At 38.4% G+C, this 15,547-nt stretch carries 19 protein-coding genes and 1 riboswitch; of the genes, 2 read left to right on the top strand and 17 right to left on the bottom strand.

Annotation, left to right across the window (positions count from 1 at the left end; translation table 11 throughout):
• Nucleotides 1–3: 3 nt before the first annotated feature.
• The 5 genes from AC5WOF_RS03835 to AC5WOF_RS03855 form a co-directional block, all read right to left on the bottom strand.
• On the bottom strand, nt 4–420 hold the full coding sequence (locus tag AC5WOF_RS03835; protein ID WP_240873161.1) for a hypothetical protein: 417 nt from the start codon (nt 418–420) through the stop codon (nt 4–6).
• A 186-nt stretch (nt 421–606) separates the two neighbouring features.
• On the bottom strand, nt 607–831 hold the full coding sequence (locus AC5WOF_RS03840; RefSeq protein WP_496048611.1) for a DUF2553 family protein: 225 nt from the start codon (nt 829–831) through the stop codon (nt 607–609).
• Between the two features lie 18 nt (nt 832–849).
• Nucleotides 850–1,230: a glycine cleavage system protein GcvH gene (gene gcvH / locus AC5WOF_RS03845; protein WP_496048612.1), complete on the bottom strand. Its 381-nt coding sequence runs from the start codon at nt 1,228–1,230 to the stop codon at nt 850–852.
• Complete coding sequence (locus AC5WOF_RS03850) at nt 1,227–1,676, bottom strand: TlpA family protein disulfide reductase (protein ID WP_496048825.1); 450 nt, start codon at nt 1,674–1,676, stop codon at nt 1,227–1,229. Before AC5WOF_RS03850 ends, gcvH begins: the two co-directional genes overlap by 4 nt.
• Nucleotides 1,677–1,746: 70 nt before the next feature.
• On the bottom strand, nt 1,747–2,286 hold the full coding sequence (locus tag AC5WOF_RS03855) for a peroxiredoxin (RefSeq protein ID WP_496048613.1): 540 nt from the start codon (nt 2,284–2,286) through the stop codon (nt 1,747–1,749).
• Nucleotides 2,287–2,722: 436 nt separating this feature from the next.
• On the opposite strand from AC5WOF_RS03855, the gene AC5WOF_RS03860 reads away from it, so the two are divergent.
• Nucleotides 2,723–3,490 (top strand): AIM24 family protein, encoded by a 768-nt coding sequence (locus AC5WOF_RS03860; protein ID WP_496048614.1) that lies wholly within the window; start codon nt 2,723–2,725, stop codon nt 3,488–3,490.
• 362 nt (nt 3,491–3,852) lie between these two features.
• On the top strand, nt 3,853–4,773 hold the full coding sequence (locus AC5WOF_RS03865) for an LPXTG cell wall anchor domain-containing protein (protein WP_496048615.1): 921 nt from the start codon (nt 3,853–3,855) through the stop codon (nt 4,771–4,773).
• 41 nt (nt 4,774–4,814) lie between these two features.
• Here AC5WOF_RS03865 and AC5WOF_RS03870 read toward each other — a convergent pair whose 3' ends face one another.
• The 12 genes from AC5WOF_RS03870 to AC5WOF_RS03925 all read right to left on the bottom strand — a co-directional run bounded on the left by AC5WOF_RS03870 (nt 4,815) and on the right by AC5WOF_RS03925 (nt 15,373).
• Complete coding sequence (locus AC5WOF_RS03870) at nt 4,815–5,168, bottom strand: arsenate reductase family protein (RefSeq protein ID WP_496048616.1); 354 nt, start codon at nt 5,166–5,168, stop codon at nt 4,815–4,817.
• Between the two features lie 16 nt (nt 5,169–5,184).
• Nucleotides 5,185–5,739, bottom strand: a complete 555-nt coding sequence (locus AC5WOF_RS03875; RefSeq protein WP_496048617.1) for a cob(I)yrinic acid a,c-diamide adenosyltransferase — start codon at nt 5,737–5,739, stop codon at nt 5,185–5,187.
• Nucleotides 5,736–6,521 (bottom strand): ABC transporter ATP-binding protein, encoded by a 786-nt coding sequence (locus AC5WOF_RS03880; RefSeq protein ID WP_496048618.1) that lies wholly within the window; start codon nt 6,519–6,521, stop codon nt 5,736–5,738. Before AC5WOF_RS03880 ends, AC5WOF_RS03875 begins: the two co-directional genes overlap by 4 nt.
• Before the next feature lie 4 nt (nt 6,522–6,525).
• On the bottom strand, nt 6,526–7,536 hold the full coding sequence (locus AC5WOF_RS03885) for a FecCD family ABC transporter permease (protein WP_496048619.1): 1,011 nt from the start codon (nt 7,534–7,536) through the stop codon (nt 6,526–6,528).
• Nucleotides 7,537–8,457, bottom strand: coding sequence for an ABC transporter substrate-binding protein (locus AC5WOF_RS03890; protein ID WP_496048620.1), 921 nt, complete (start codon nt 8,455–8,457; stop codon nt 7,537–7,539).
• A gap of 77 nt (nt 8,458–8,534) precedes the next feature.
• A riboswitch (cobalamin riboswitch) is annotated at nt 8,535–8,740 on the bottom strand.
• A gap of 54 nt (nt 8,741–8,794) precedes the next feature.
• A complete protein-coding gene (locus AC5WOF_RS03895; RefSeq protein ID WP_496048621.1) occupies nt 8,795–9,298 on the bottom strand; it encodes a glycerol-3-phosphate acyltransferase in 504 nt (167 codons plus the stop codon).
• Nucleotides 9,299–9,507: 209 nt separating this feature from the next.
• On the bottom strand, nt 9,508–12,135 hold the full coding sequence (locus AC5WOF_RS03900; protein ID WP_496048622.1) for a transglycosylase domain-containing protein: 2,628 nt from the start codon (nt 12,133–12,135) through the stop codon (nt 9,508–9,510).
• A 346-nt stretch (nt 12,136–12,481) separates the two neighbouring features.
• Nucleotides 12,482–12,661: a hypothetical protein gene (locus AC5WOF_RS03905; RefSeq protein ID WP_496048623.1), complete on the bottom strand. Its 180-nt coding sequence runs from the start codon at nt 12,659–12,661 to the stop codon at nt 12,482–12,484.
• 41 nt (nt 12,662–12,702) lie between these two features.
• Nucleotides 12,703–13,044, bottom strand: a complete 342-nt coding sequence (locus tag AC5WOF_RS03910) for a DUF2085 domain-containing protein (protein ID WP_496048624.1) — start codon at nt 13,042–13,044, stop codon at nt 12,703–12,705.
• A 3-nt stretch (nt 13,045–13,047) separates the two neighbouring features.
• Complete coding sequence (locus AC5WOF_RS03915) at nt 13,048–13,290, bottom strand: hypothetical protein (protein WP_496048625.1); 243 nt, start codon at nt 13,288–13,290, stop codon at nt 13,048–13,050.
• 52 nt (nt 13,291–13,342) lie between these two features.
• Nucleotides 13,343–13,621: a hypothetical protein gene (locus tag AC5WOF_RS03920; protein ID WP_496048626.1), complete on the bottom strand. Its 279-nt coding sequence runs from the start codon at nt 13,619–13,621 to the stop codon at nt 13,343–13,345.
• A gap of 108 nt (nt 13,622–13,729) precedes the next feature.
• Nucleotides 13,730–15,373, bottom strand: a complete 1,644-nt coding sequence (locus tag AC5WOF_RS03925; protein WP_496048627.1) for a transglutaminase-like domain-containing protein — start codon at nt 15,371–15,373, stop codon at nt 13,730–13,732.
• Between the last annotated feature and the right edge of the window lie 174 nt (nt 15,374–15,547).

The following is a 15,547-nucleotide window of genomic DNA, read 5'->3' on the forward strand; positions in this document are numbered from 1 at the left end:
CTATTACAAACTGCTCTCCTTTTGTTTTTCCAATTGGACTAGCCGTTTACTCAGAACTCGGAGGCGGTTCTTCAGTTCATTGGCCCAAGATTGGTCGGGTTTCGAGATGAGCAGAAGATCGAGAGATAAATCAATCTGTTCTCTTAATACTGCCTCTACATCATCTTCCTGGAAGCTAAAACAGGATTCCTTCCAAGTAGCCATAAGTTCGGGGTCGACTTGTTCGTAGAGGGACGTTTCTTTCACACGATCTTCTAAAGCATACTCTAGCACCAAATCAAACTGCTCTTTGGCTGCTGGGTGAACCTCGACATTGTGGCATACAGGACAAAATAGCAACGGTACCTGATGAACCTTCACTGATTTTTGTTTCAGTGATCCAACCATCCCAATCATGCTAGCTCCACAACAGTAGATCATGTATATTCCCTCCTTACCCCTCATTGATCAAGAAAGATCAAAAAAGGTCTGAAGAACTTGTTTGTTACTAATATTTTACCACAAAATTTTGTTTATCAAACCAAAAAATAATAGCTAGAAGACCTTATTTTCTTAAATTTTGGCCTCTAGCTATTAGAATCTTACTTTTTTCTACTTATTTCCTTACTAACACCAACCCATGTCGCAGTTTTTGGCATATTGTTCTTCAAAAGCATACGTTCCTACTGCATAGACATGATACTGGTCCAATTCAAAACCATCATACATGGTCATACCTTGGTCTTGTACAGGTAACTCACCGATTGGTTGATGATTATGATACAAGATCAACTTTCCGTCTTCCAATTTTCCGGTAATTTTTCTTGTAATATTAACTCGATAATCGCTCATCGGTGAACCCCCTGTCTCTTATTCAGAGATACTTTCTTGATATTGCGCAGCAGAGAGCAAATTTGCCAATTCACTTTCATTTGCAATTTCGACCTTGATCATCCAACCTGCTGCATATGCTTCTTGATTCACATGTTCTGGTGTATCCTCCAGCTCGCCATTTACTGCGATTACTTTTCCAGAAATCGGAGCATACAATTCAGAGACTGTTTTCACGGATTCTACACTACCAAACACGTCACCAGTACGGATATCAGAACCTTCTTCTGGCAATTCGACAAATACGATATCCCCAAGCTCGGATTGGGCAAAATCAGTAATCCCAATAATAGCAGTGTTACCTTCTACTCTCACCCATTCATGTTCTTCTGTGTAACGAAGTTCGTCTGGTAGATTCATGAAGCTGCCTCCTCTGTTTGCAATACTCTCTCTAATGGTTTTTTGAGCATGGAAAGTGCTTTCTCACCAGCTGATCGATGACGAAGTACTCCTTCTCTATCGAACAGATAAAAGGCAGGAACAAACTCATTTTGAAAAGCATCTACAACATTATGTTCGTTATCGATCCCTTGGGAATGTTGTAATTCATATTTTGCAATTGTTTCTTTTACAGCATCGATGTCCGTATCTTTTTGGGAACGCGGCATATGAATACCAACAATCTGCAAGTCTGGATATTCTTCGCGCATTTTATTAATCGCTGGCAGACTTTCCTTGCACATTCCACAGCTGATCGACCAAAAGTGAACAAGCACAGGTTTGGAAGCAAGGTCATTCTTGTTAACTTCTCCATTAATCCACTCTGTTATACCGGAAATTTCCGGCATTTCCGTACGCAAACGCATCGGCATCATTTAGTTCCTCCTTAACATAAAGACTTAGCGACCCCTACTATAGGAGCCGCAAAAGTCTAACTTATAGGTTATCTTGTCCAGGTTTCCAGTCTGCTCCACAAAGCCCGCCTGTTTGTAATGCTTCAAGCACACGCAATGTCTCATCTACACTGCGCCCAATATTATTATCTGTTACAACTTGGTAGCGAACAATACCCTCTGGATCAATGATAAAGAGTCCACGCAGGGCAATTCCTTCATCTTCTAAAAGAACTCCGTAGTCTCTACTAACTTTATGAGTGGTATCGGCTCCAAGTGGATATTTGATGTCACCCAGACCGTTATCATCGCGAGATGTATGTATCCATGCACGGTGTGAGTACTTGCTATCTGTACTTACTCCAAGAATTTCGCAATCCAAATCGGTAAATTCTTCATAACGATCACTCAAAGCAGTGATTTCTGTAGGACATACAAAGGTAAAGTCTAGTGGATAGAAAAATAAAACCAACCATCTACCTTCATAATCTGCAAGGGACACTTTTTCATCTAAAGTTTCAAGATCTTTTGTACTCTCTAGTTCAAAAGCTGGTGCTGGTAATCCTACTAAACGTGATGCCATTGCTTAATTCCTCCTAAAAAATAAAAGCTATTTTTTCCTAATATATCCAAATCGATCTTTGCAATCCAAGGCTAAGATAACACATATTTTTATTGATAGTCAATCCTAAACAAAAATTACTATAATTTGAAAAATATTCTCAGGTAGTAGGATTATTTGTTTTAAATACGAGAAGAATCCACTAAAATGAAAGAAATGTGAATCACTAGTAGTTGTTGAACCAATCGAGCTGAAATATCGAAAATCTCCCTGCAATATAGAAAACGAACGATGCAGGAGCGAAAAACAAAATCTGTGAGAACATTCTTTATCAAAAACGTTTTCTTAACAGGAAAAACTCTCAAAACTAGTAAAATTTTTCGTTCTTTATGGCTATTTTCATGTATCATAGAAGGAGAAATTTATTTTTTCTTTATTCGAGGAGGAACAATTGTATATGTCAGAAATGTTTGATGTTGTAGAGTCTGTCCAAGGTGCAGCAGCACGATTTGATATCTTACGCTACAAACCTCTGCAAGTCGCCAGCTTGTACAGTGCTCAAAAAGCAGGAGCACGCCTTCATCAAGTACGTGTTACTCTTCAAAATGGTAGTGTGATTACCGAAGCTGGTGCACTATCCTTTGCCAAAGGGCATATTACCGCAGAAAACTCCATTGGTGGCGGAAAAGGCGCAGCTGGTTTATTGAAAAATCTCGCTAGTTCTGTACTCACTCAAGAATCCACCTTTAAACCAAGCTATACCGGCTCTGGTGAAGTATACTTGGAACCTAGTTTTGATCACTTTCTTCTATATCAATTGAATAACGAAGAAATTATTGTTGACAAAGGCATGTTTGTAGCTTGTGAAAGCTCTGTAACTGTAGGAGTAGCAGCACAAAAATCGATTTCTGCTGCACTAAAAGGTGGAGAGGGACTTTTCCAAACAAGCTTAAAAGGTTACGGTCTAGTTGTCCTTTTAAGCCCAGTTCCTGCTCATGAAATCATGAAACTTCAATTGAACAACGAGCGTCTACAAGTGGATGGTAACTTTGCTATCCTTCGTAATGGGAACATTAGCTTTACAGTAGAGCGTTCCTCAAAATCGATCGTTGGATCTATGACAAGTGGAGAAGGTTACTTGCAAACGTTTACTGGTACTGGAACCGTTTGGGTAGCACCTACCTACTCGATCTATCATCCACCAGTTGTCCCCACAAGACCATAAGGAACATCGAAACAACCAGTTATATACTGGTTGTTTTTTTATGTCTACTCCCGATTAACATTTGACTTTAATTTTCCATATATGACAAAAGCAAAAACTATATTCCCAAATAATATTTTATTTGTTAGACTATTCGAGTGTCTTTCTCACCATAAATTAACTAATCAATCTACTACGATCGAAAAGTATTTACGAATCTTATTGAAAATACGTACATTTCGAATACTAAAATATCAATTTGACCTGAATTTATGTCTAAATTGTTAATGTTAAGCAAAAATGGCAAATTTTTTTGCAAATGGAGAAGGAGATACTCGAGAAATAAAAAATATATATAAGCATAACAAGGAGGTAAGATTTAAATGTTAAAATCTGTTAAGCGTTATTCTGCACTTGCTCTTGTAGCTGTATCTGCTTTTAGTTTTCTTCCATCCGTAACATCTGCAACTGAGGTGAAACAGGATGTAGCCGTTAAGGTTCTAGGTGAAGCAAATGTACTAAATCTTGTAAAAGTGGGCGGAGAATGTGACAAAATTTATGTTAAACTTCGTACCAAAGAACTAAATAAAATTGTTGATATTAGCAAACTTCAAGTTTCTCTTAAATATGACATCTACTTTGATCTTCACAAAGATGCATTAAAAGGTAAAGTTGTAGGTTCCGGTGAAGTTAAAACCAAACAAAAAGGTGACTTCTACGAAATCGTTTATGATCCTACCGCTAATCCAAACGGACCAGCTGGTAACTATGCATTGAAAGTTTACCTTGTTATCGGTAAACATCATTCCAAAATTCCAGTGATCGTTCGTGTGAAAATCAACGAGCCATGCAAAGGTGACAACAACGGTGGCGCTAACAATGGCGGACACAACAATGGTGGACACAACAACGGTGGTACAAACGCTGGTAACGGTGGTACCGACAACGGTGGCGCTAATGCTGGTAACGCTGGTAACAATGGCGGTGCTAATGCTGGTAACGCTGGTAACAACGGTGGCGCTAATGCTGGTAACGCTGGTAACAACGGTGGTGCTAATGCTGGTAACGCTGGTAACAACGGTGGTACTAATGCTGGTACAAACGCTGGCACAAACGCTGGTACTAATGCTGGTGCTAATGCTGGTACAAACGCTGGTGCTAATGCTGGTACAAACGCTGGTGCAAAAAATGGTGGTAAACTACCAAAAACCGCTAACGACTTCGCTAACTCTGTAGCTACTGGTGCAGCAATTGCTTTAGCTGGTACAGCACTTCTTGCTTATCGTCGTCGTGAAACAAACTAATAATGAATTACATAAAAAAAGCTACGATATCGTAGCTTTTTTTATGTCCACTTTTCTTCCCATTCTGCTTCCTTAAAACCAACAGTCACTGATTCTCCATCTGACATTATAGGCCGCTTCACCAACATTCCATCCGAAGCTAACAGCTTCAATTTCTCTTCATCTGCCATATTCGGCAAGCGTTTTGATAATTCTAATTTACGATACACTTGCCCGCTTGTGTTAAAAAATTTCTGGATAGGCAGGCCGCTAATAGTGATGAATTCCCTTAATTCTTCTACCGTTGGAGGCTCTTCTGCGATATGTCGTTCTTCATAAGAGATTTCTTTGTCATTCAAAAATTTTTTCGCCTTTCGACATGTACCGCATTTTGGATATTGAAAAAAAGTTAACATGTTTCGTGTTCCCCCACTACCTGAGCTCTTGAGCCTTTTTGTATGAAATATCTGTTTTTCCTGCTCTCGCATTTGCAACTCTTGCCAAAACAAAGAAAAAATCCGATAAACGATTGAGATAACGACGTATTTCTTCATTTGTTTCTTCCGTCGAACATAGCGTAACTACTCTTCGTTCTGCTCTCCTAGCCACAACTCTACAGAGATGGAGAGCCGTTGACTGAGCTGTTCCACCAGGGACAATAAAGTTAGCAAGCTCAGAACACTCTCTATCATACTGGTCTATTAAATATTCTAAATCATCCACCATTTTTGCCATTACAAGATAAGTTCGGTTTTTCCCAACTTGCGCTAAATCTCCACCAGCATCAAATAACTGATGTTGGATAATCGCCAAATCTTTTCTCATATCCGAATAAAGGTCTTCTTGCAACCTCACAATAGCTTCCCCAATGAACGCATTTAACTCATCGATCGTACCATATGCTTCCACTCGCAGATTATCTTTTCGTCTTCTTTCCCCTATTAATCCTGTTTCTCCTTGATCTCCTGTTCGGGTATAAATTTTCACGAAGACTCTCCTTTCAATAAAATTTGTGGTACTTTCTTCACTGGATGCTCCAAGATAATTGGTTCAATACCATAAGTTTGTTTTACATTGTCTAACGTGAGGATTTCTGTTACCTCTCCCCCATCGATTAATTTGCCATCTCGTAGCAATAAGCAACGATCACTATATAGACTTGCTAAATTCAAATCGTGTAAGACAGAAATAATGGTGGTTTTGTTCCTTTTTTGCCACTTTTTCAGAAGATCAAAAAATGCTAGTTGATAGTATACATCTAAATAAGTTGTCGGTTCATCAAGCAGCAGAATTTCCGGCTGTTGTGCTAATGCTAATGCCATAGAAACTCTTTGCCGTTCTCCTCCACTTAACTGACTCATCTGTCGATGACGCAATGAAATAGTTTCCGTGAATACCATCGCCTCTTCTACTACTTGCATATCCTGTTTTTGTAACCACGGTAAACGAGATGCTTGATGCGGATAACGGCCCATCTGGACAATCTCTTCCACCGTATTCGGCATATCAGGCAGTGCTTCCTGCGTTAAAAAAGCCATGATTTTGGCTTTTTCTTTTTCTGCATATTGATAAATATCTTTCCCTTTTATTTCAATCTTACCAGAGTCAATTTTACTACTTCCTGCTAGGCAAGATAGTAATGTACTTTTCCCACTGCCGTTTGGTCCTAAGATACTAACCCATTCGTTTGGTTCTATCTGTATGTCTACACGATCTAAAACGGTGTGCGACCCGAAAATCTTTGATATCTCTTTTGCATGTATAGTCATTTGATCACCTTAATGTGGAAGCAGTAGTTTTTTTCAAGAGGATTGCAAAAATAGGCGCTCCCAAACAAGCGGTTACAACCCCAACTGGTATTTCTCTAGATTCAAATAATACACGAGACAAAGCATCACTTCCGACTAAAAATATGGCACCAACTAAAAAAGAGTACGGCAACAAATAACGATGATCCGAAGTACGAATTAACATTCTCACAAAGTGAGGAATAATCAACCCAACAAAACCAATCATCCCAGAAACGGAAACAGCAATCGATGTAATCAAAGATGCGATAATCAAAAGAATAAGACGAGTCCGATATACAGATACGCCTATATGAGCAGCAGGACGTGTACCTAATAAAAAAATATTCAACTCCGGACTCTTAAGCCATACGAAAATACTCCCAATCAGACTTACAGGGAGCACCAACAGTACATGATCCCAGTCCCGAAGGGTGAAACTGCCCATCAACCAATATTGTATTCTAGCTAGTTCTGCTTGGGATATGGAGAGCAAAAATGTGAGAATAGCAGCAAAGAAAGCATTTACGACTACTCCTGACAAGAGCAATGTTTGCACCTGAAAATGGGAACGTGACAACAATAAAACACAAGTTAGAGCGAGTAAAGCTCCTATGAAAGAAAAAATCGGAATTTGCCACTCCTGAAGCAATGCAGCACCAAAACCCCCTGTAATAGCAATAACGCTGCCCACAGCTGATCCAGAAGATACTCCCAAAATATAGGGGTCAGCTAACGGATTTCGTAATAAAGATTGATAAATGACTCCTGCTAATGCCAATGAACCTCCTACTAATGCTGCAATACATACTCGTGGAAAACGAATCTTCCAGATAATTGCATTAATGGCAGGATCATTGCTTCCAAATGCAAAGATGGTTTTCCACACTACTACTAATGGAATAGAAGAACTCCCTACTGACAACGCAATACTCAATGTTAGAAAAAGAGTGAGGAGAAAAAATCCTCCCCACCCCATTTTGCCAAATCTTTTCATTTATTTTACCTGACCTGGATAGAACGTTTTTGCAAGTTGGTGGAGCGCTTCAATGATTCTTGGACCAGGCCGGGAAACGATATTCGGATCGATTGCAGTTATTTTTTTCTCTTTTACCGCATTTATGGCATTCCATCCTGCCCGGTTACGAATAGCAGAAGTATCTCCATACATGGAAACAATCACATCTGGGTTCCAAGTCACTACCTGTTCTGACGGCACTTGGGGCCAACCATTTAAATTTTTCGCTACATTGTCTCCACCTGCAATCGTAACTAATTCATTTAACAGTGTGCCTTTTCCAGCAGTGTACAGAGATGGATCAGACTCCAGCCATACTTTTACAGGTTTGTCCTTTTTCGCTTTCGCTACTTCCTGGAACACTTGTAATTTCTCTGCTTCCATGTTCCCAATTAATTGATCTGACTGATGTAATTGATTGGTGACCTGTCCTGCTAAATCAATCGATTGATAAACCCCTTTGATCGAATTTGCATCTAAAACAAACACCGTCAATCCTAGTTTTTTTAATTTATCAATTGTCTCTTGTCCATTTAATGCAGATGCAAAAATGATATCAGGTTTAAGTGCCACAACCTTCTCTGCATTTATCGTCATGTCTCCTACTTTTGGCAGGTTTTTTACTTCTTTTGGATAATCATCATTCGTTGTTACTCCTACAACCTTCTTACCAGCACCAATGGCAAATAAAATTTCTGTATCGCTGGGAACCAAGGAGACAATACGTTCAGGAATTTTAGAAATCGTTACTTTGTTTCCTGCTTGATCCTTAAGAGTCAGTGGATAGTGAACATCCCCAGGATCTACAGGAGAATCTTCATTAGACAGGTTTACAGATTGACAACCTATGAGACTAAATACAAATAACAATAAAGCAAAGCTCCAAGCAAACTTTTTCATCTTTTCCTCCTCAAACTTATATGACTTTCTGGGAGGATACATGCGAAGTAGTCGCATCTCCTTTATCCCGAAGGAGAACGAAACAAAAAAAATAGGCAGGTATCCTGACTCAGGGGTCTACAGCTTCTAGAACCTTCCCATCACCATTTTTATCAATGGTTAAGCATTATGCTTATAAATGACAGTGGTCTCTCACTAGTCGCCTCATCCATCACAGTGGCGGGACCGTGCTGGATTCACACCAGCTTCCCTTTTTTAAAACACCTATTTTTGTACTTATCGTTCACTTCATTATACACAAAAAGATCACAAAAAAGCAGGTACTCTCTTATGTGAACTACCATTTCATCTGTTTTTCTACACCATGTTTATATCGCCGAAAATGTTTTCTATGCTCCATACAGATGACAATCCCAAGGCAAACTATGGTAGCCCAAATCGCGATATGCGCCGCAAATACTAGTCCCAAAATAATAACCGCAGCTACAGTGAGATAAGTAGAGAGAAAATAATATCTAGTGACTAAGAGACTAATAGCAAAAACGATAATACCAAGCAAAATCAAAATCGGACTTAAAACCAAAGTAGCACCTGAGGCAACAGCAAGGGTATTGCATTTGAGAGAATACATAGAGGTGATGACAGCAAGTATAGACGCCAAATATGCAGCTGCCCATCCACCAAGCAAATAAGCTAAATAAGTAATACATATCCCTTTTCCTAAATCCAATAACCAATACGTGATAACTGAAATAGAATAATGACGTGGATGAAACACAACAAATTTGGAGACTGGCAAAAGTATGATAGCGATAGCAAGCAAACTAGTAAGAATAATCATGTCTTAACATCCTGTCCTTTTTTGGTAGACAAGTGAAAATAAATTTTATCTTATTCGCAAAGCGAGACTAGGAGCATAAGTGCAACTAAGCCTCTGTCTACGCCTTGAACGGCAAGACACATCGGCAAGTTTTCTTTACAACTTTATGAGTAAAATAGAAACTTAGAACACAAAAACAGACCAGTTTAACTGGTCTGTTTTCTTAAATCTTATTGTCCACCATTTTTACGATTTCCACTGTTTCCACCAAAGATATTTCCACCATCATTTGTGGAGTTCGTTCCATTGTCTGTTGTTGTTCCATTTGTTTGGCCGCCGTTGTTAAGCCCGCTGCCATTAGCATTGTTTTGGCCGCTGTTGGCATTTCCATTATTTTCTTGCGGAGTACAACCTGCTGGTTGACCATTCTCATCACAAGTTTGTTGCGAATTGTCTTGTTGTTTGGCTTTTACTTTCACTTGCAGTGCTCCAGATGCTTTTTGGGCTGCTGCTTGATCTGTGGCTTGAGTATCAGTCGCAATTACTTTGTAGTAATAAGATTTCTCGCTGTCACTGCTGCCGAATATACCACCAACGCCACCGGGCTGCTGCACACTTGTATCGGTAAAGGAGTTACCACTTACGTTGGTTTGAAGATCTGTAAAGTTCACTCCATCTTCTGAACGTTGAATCGTGTAGACGACTCTGCTATCTTGTTGTTGCCAACTTAGCTGAATACTGTTGTTATCTGCATTATAACTTCCAGATAAGTTTGGTGTTTGCAATTGGAATGGTGGTACTGGATCTTTTACACCATCCGGTTTCTGGAAGTCTTTTGCTTGGGTTCCTTCCAGTGTGTGTTTCATAATGTAATTGAACACTTTAGCTGGCATCGAACCACCAGTAATTTGTGCATTTCCTTTTACACCATCTACTACATCGTTAAAGACATTGACAGCAAGCACCAGATCAGGAGTATACCCGACAAACCATCCTGCATCTTCTTTACTGATCGTACCTGTTTTACCAGCTACCTGTCTTCCCAATTTAATCGCACTATGTGCGGTACCATGTGGATTTTCCACAACATCACGCATCATATTGGTCATATACCATGCAGTAGTTGGAGACAACACTTTCGATGGATTTCCTTTTGCATCAATTTCTTGTCCATCTTTTGGCTGCACATCACTACCGTTTTTGTCCACAATCTTGATAATCGTATGAGCAGTCGCCATCTCACCGTTGTTAGGGAAGGAGGTATAGGCTTGTGCCATACTGACTGAGCTCACACCATGAGTCAATCCACCGAGTGCGAGAGCCGCTGGTGCTTTATCAGCATCTACTAAAGGCAGTTTAAATTTATCTTTTGCATATGAAAATGCATTGTTCAATCCTACATCTTCCATCAACATTTTTACAGTAACAACGTTAATGGAATCATAAACAACTTCATCCATCGTAACATCTCCTGCGAAACTATTAGAGAAGTTTTTCGGGCTCCAGCTTCCAACTTTATAAGGAGCATCCACAAATGGAGTATACTGATTAAATCCTTTTTCTTCTACAGCAGGTGAAAATACAGTAAGAGGTTTAATGGAAGAACCAGGTTGCACTTTTTGACGAGCACGATTCAGGCTTCCCGGTTTATAATTACGTCCTCCACCAATCGCTTTGATCAGTCCAGTGTGAGGATCAATCATAGTCACCCCTGAATCTACTTGACCTTCATAACTCTTCTTCCCTTTAAATAAGGAATCTGTTTTTAAAGCTTCTTCTACTACTTGTTGGGCATGTATGTCTATACCGGTAATAATCTTGTAACCATTTGAATTTAAGTCTTCACTACTTAAATTATAACGGTCTTCAATTTCTTTCATTACTTGGTTTGTATAAGCTTGGTATTTGCCTCGTTTACTAAACTTAGCCAAGTACTCCTCATTGGTTCCTAAAGGCAGCTTTTGCAATTTTACTTTTTCCGCTTCTGTAATAAGAGGTGGAAGTTCATTGCTCTCCGCCATCTTCATTAATACCACATTTCTACGTTCGATTGCTTTTTTCACACCCTCTGAACCGCGGTATGGGTTATAGGTAGAAGGTGCTTTTGGAAGTCCAGCTAAAAAAGCGATCTCTTGTGGTTCAAGTTTATCTTTTTTTAAATCTTTCCCAAAATAAATCTTTGCTGCCATCTCAATTCCTGCTACTTGGTTTCCAAAGTCGATATAATTAAGATATGTCTCTAAAATTTCATCTTTGCTATATTGACGCTCAATATTGAGAGCTGCTCCAATTTCTTTTAATTTCCGTGTGTAGGTTTTTTGTCTATCTTTCAATAGTACGTTACGAGCAACCTGCATGGTGATGGTACCACCACCTTCTCCTTTACCGAGAGAAACGACGTTTTTCAACGTTGCACGAGCTAATCCATACCAGTCCACACCAGAATGCTGATAGAAACGTTGATCCTCTACTTTTACAAATGCTTTTGGGAGATCTGGATTTAACCTTTTTAAATCTTTCATAGAGATATATTCTCGATACACGCTCCCAATACGACCAATCTGTTTTCCATTGTTATCAAAAACACTTGTTGAAAAATCTAATTTATTTAATTCACCAATTTTATAAACGTTTGCTGACATCATTACAGCTGAACAACCGCCTATGATCAATAGAAGTGTTGTAAGCCCGACTAAAATAAACCACTTTTTATTAAAAAATCGACTATATTTCCCTTTCTTTCCGTTCTTCCCGGACATTTGACTCACTCGGGAACCTAATCTTTCTGTACGCGTTCTTGGCTGAAATGATTGTTGATTATTACGTCGTTGATTATTGCGGCGTTGAAAATCATCCATCCAACTTACCTCCTATAAAACTTCTTCCACACAACTCATTCGCGTATTTTATTTGGAAATTATTAATTTCCATTTCAATTCATATTAAATTATAAAATTACGACCAAAACTTATGCCCATTTTGGCATGATAACATTATAACGCAAAGATAAATTTTTGGGACGTTTCTACACAAAAAATATTACAGTAATGTTACGATAATTCGCTAAGATTAGTCGTTTTCCCTCTAATGGATAATATTAGCTCTCTGAGTCGTTGTCAATGAAGAAAACCTTCCTAATATAACCAGTAACATATTTATATGGTTTGTCCTCACAAAAAAGAGCCAAATATTATTTGGCTCACCTTACTGGTTAAATATTTGAATCCATTTTATTACATCCCCCACCCAATCCGGTATATAAGGATTTTGCAACCACTGAACTGCATCTCCAAAAAAGTAGGCAATAATACCAATCCCTGCAATGGACAATACAAGAAAAATTACAATCACGATAATGAGACATCCTACGATAGTACCGATCAAAGTAATACCTCCTTAGGAAACTCGTAATTGTTTATTGTATACTACAGTTTTAAGTGTGTGGTGATAAAATCGGTCCAAAACCAGATAAATAAACATTGTCCAACGCCACCTATAAAACCAGTGATCATCCGAAGAGTGTTGTTACTTTCTCTCCATTTTAACAATTGTGTATAACCATCAATAAACATAGGTAATTGAAAAAGGATACCAAGAATTAAAAAGTATATATTTTTATGAATGAAAGCGAAAATAGGCAATAAAATATAGGAAGCGTAAATCGCGGTGCATCTCGCACATAGTGGAAATTGCTTGCCTTTAAAGAAAAGAGAGCGATCAGCTCGACGATGACAAGGAATTTTATAAAGCAGTTGTGTAAATTTCATTTATCAATCACATCCACAATCATTGCAAAAATCACAAGTGTCACAAGTATTCTCAACAGCTTCCCCAGTTTTACTATGCTTATGTTTATGTTTTTTGCGGCGACGATCACGCCAAAACGAAACAAAAACAGGGACAACCCCAGATAATGCCAATGTTGGGATGCCAGATAAAATATATCCTCCTGTAACAAGCTGAAGGCCACTCAGGGTTAGAATAAAAAAGCTGATAGTAGTAAGAATAAACAAAATTTTATTCCCCTCTCATGTAAAACAAATTTCAAAAGGGCCTTCACATCTATTAATCACAGCCACAATCACAGTCACCAAGGTCAAAACAACTCAAATCTCCAAAGTTGTCGAGACATTCACAACTATCACAGATACTACTTCCATCATCTCCACTTTCGTCAGCATCGCTATGCCTTTTATAACGTCGACTACTCCAAAATGAAGAAAGAAGAGGAACTAATCCAGATACCGCTAAGGCCGGAACTCCAGAAATGACATATCCACCTGCAACAAGTTGTATGCCACTTAAAACAGAGATAAAAAAACTAATAATAGCTAAAAAAAACAATTTACCCCTCCTTTTATTTATAACATATAAATTTTAATTATTCCATGAAATCATTATACTATATTTGTAAATGAAATATAAAAAAACATCCTCCATTGGATGTTTTCACTAATATACAACACCAGTTCTCTTATGTGTTTTCTCTAGTCTTTTCTTAGGAATATCAAAAAAACTCTTATCATAATGCTTGATAAATCCTTTATTTGGATCAATATAACCAGACCCCCATGTAGGGTCCATCACCAACCAATCTCCATTTATCTTAGCTTCTACCCAAGCATGATTTTGACTATTGGCGACACCTTCTATAAATCGCGAAGGAATATCCAGCGATCGAAGCAAAGATATTGTTAAGAATACATAGTCCTGACAAACACCTCTTTTTAGCTTTAACGATTTTATCCCACCATCATCCCAAGCAAAACTATTTTCCTCAAATTTGCCCACATCATAGTTCATCGTCTTAGCTACATAGCGGTAAATCAACTTCGCTCGTTCATAATCCGAACTTGCAGCCATCGTTATTTTTTTGGCAAGCTTGCGAATTTTAGGATTATCTGGTTCAATCCCTCTGCTCGGTAATAAATCGCGTTTATCATCTTTGGCAAAACTAGATACTTGAAATTTGGCCACCATAAAAAACCGAAAATAATCTCTCTGTTGTTTTGTGATTTCTGGTACGTAAACGATCACATCGTAGTCACCAGCACCAAATCGCAAAGGTATTCTGCTATCAAAAGAAAAATGTTTAATAGGTACAAAGTATGTTGCCAATAGACCATCTTTTTTTGTTTGTATGATGAGATGCGTTGTCTCTTTTGCTTGTTCTGCATGAGAATCCAAGTAACCTTTGACTTGGTAAGAATATTCCCCTTGACCACCTCCAACGATAGGAGTAGTAAGATGAATTCCTCGTTGTTCATACATCACGGAGTACTGGACAGGAGAATGACTATCCCTTGTCCGATTATAGACGTAAAATTTAGCTCCAGACAGAAAGTAATTTGTTCTGTTTTCATCAGGCAGTAATATTTCAATCTGATGAACGCCTTCACCATACAACAAAGGTACTGTTTCTTGGAAAGTAGCTTGTTTGGAAATAGTAATAACCCTCTGCCATTTTTTGTTCCCTTTCATCACTTGCAACAACACCTGTTTTTTCGCCAAACGCTTATCCACTTTACCACGCAAAAAAAGAGAATCTTTACTGGATTGATAACCTTTTGTTGGGTTAAATATTGTAAGTCCTGTTTCTTTTGCCAACAAAGTATAGGTCACATCTGCTTGTATTTCAGGATTTTGTTTCGTTACATCAAACTGTGAAAAAAGATAATAAGAACGAGTTTTTTCACTTCCAGGAGCAAAAATTTTCACATGGTAATCGCCAATACCAGCAAATAATCGGATAAACTCTGAAAATTTCCCATGTTTAATTTCGGTGTAATATTCGAAAGTCTTTGAAAGTGAATTTTGCTCGCCTTCATAGCTGACTTGAATCCACATATATTTCCCAGTATGTCGTTGATATTGTTTGACAAAACCCTCTACTTCCACAGTATTATCCACACTAGAATCATTGTATTTGGGTGAGAGTATTTGTCCGCCTAATTGCTTGCCAAATGATGTGAGGATAATAGGGCTTTTTTCTAAACCTGTGTAAAATTGTTGTTCTATCGTACTCAGATCAGATAACCTGTTACTACAGCCTACTAATGTAAGTAGGGTGAGAACGAAAAGGACGATACGTTTCACCTTGTCTATCCTACCTTTCTAGACCACAAGCCATTCACCAGTTTATCCCTTTCCATATCTATCTGCCTAAACCCTTTTTCAACACAAAAAAAAGAGAATTGTTGGCCATTGCCATCAACTCTCTCATACAAAACACCAAAGATCAAAATTGAGAAAAACAATCATCTTCATCAG

This window comes from Shimazuella sp. NTD250, assembly GCF_059510375.1.

Excerpts from the sequence above, each read along its gene's own strand:
- AC5WOF_RS03835 (WP_240873161.1), bottom strand. The coding sequence starts at position 420 with ATGATCTACTGTTGTGGAGCTAGCATGATTGGGATGGTTGGATCACTG.
- AC5WOF_RS03840 (WP_496048611.1), bottom strand. The coding sequence starts at position 831 with ATGAGCGATTATCGAGTTAATATTACAAGAAAAATTACCGGAAAATTG.
- gcvH (WP_496048612.1), bottom strand. The coding sequence starts at position 1,230 with ATGAATCTACCAGACGAACTTCGTTACACAGAAGAACATGAATGGGTG.
- AC5WOF_RS03850 (WP_496048825.1), bottom strand. The coding sequence starts at position 1,676 with ATGCGTTTGCGTACGGAAATGCCGGAAATTTCCGGTATAACAGAGTGG.
- AC5WOF_RS03855 (WP_496048613.1), bottom strand. The coding sequence starts at position 2,286 with ATGGCATCACGTTTAGTAGGATTACCAGCACCAGCTTTTGAACTAGAG.
- AC5WOF_RS03860 (WP_496048614.1), top strand. The coding sequence starts at position 2,723 with ATGTCAGAAATGTTTGATGTTGTAGAGTCTGTCCAAGGTGCAGCAGCA.
- AC5WOF_RS03865 (WP_496048615.1), top strand. The coding sequence starts at position 3,853 with ATGTTAAAATCTGTTAAGCGTTATTCTGCACTTGCTCTTGTAGCTGTA.
- AC5WOF_RS03870 (WP_496048616.1), bottom strand. The coding sequence starts at position 5,168 with ATGTTAACTTTTTTTCAATATCCAAAATGCGGTACATGTCGAAAGGCG.
- AC5WOF_RS03880 (WP_496048618.1), bottom strand. The coding sequence starts at position 6,521 with ATGACTATACATGCAAAAGAGATATCAAAGATTTTCGGGTCGCACACC.
- AC5WOF_RS03885 (WP_496048619.1), bottom strand. The coding sequence starts at position 7,536 with ATGAAAAGATTTGGCAAAATGGGGTGGGGAGGATTTTTTCTCCTCACT.
- AC5WOF_RS03890 (WP_496048620.1), bottom strand. The coding sequence starts at position 8,457 with ATGAAAAAGTTTGCTTGGAGCTTTGCTTTATTGTTATTTGTATTTAGT.
- AC5WOF_RS03895 (WP_496048621.1), bottom strand. The coding sequence starts at position 9,298 with ATGATTATTCTTACTAGTTTGCTTGCTATCGCTATCATACTTTTGCCA.
- AC5WOF_RS03900 (WP_496048622.1), bottom strand. The coding sequence starts at position 12,135 with ATGGATGATTTTCAACGCCGCAATAATCAACGACGTAATAATCAACAA.
- AC5WOF_RS03910 (WP_496048624.1), bottom strand. The coding sequence starts at position 13,044 with ATGAAATTTACACAACTGCTTTATAAAATTCCTTGTCATCGTCGAGCT.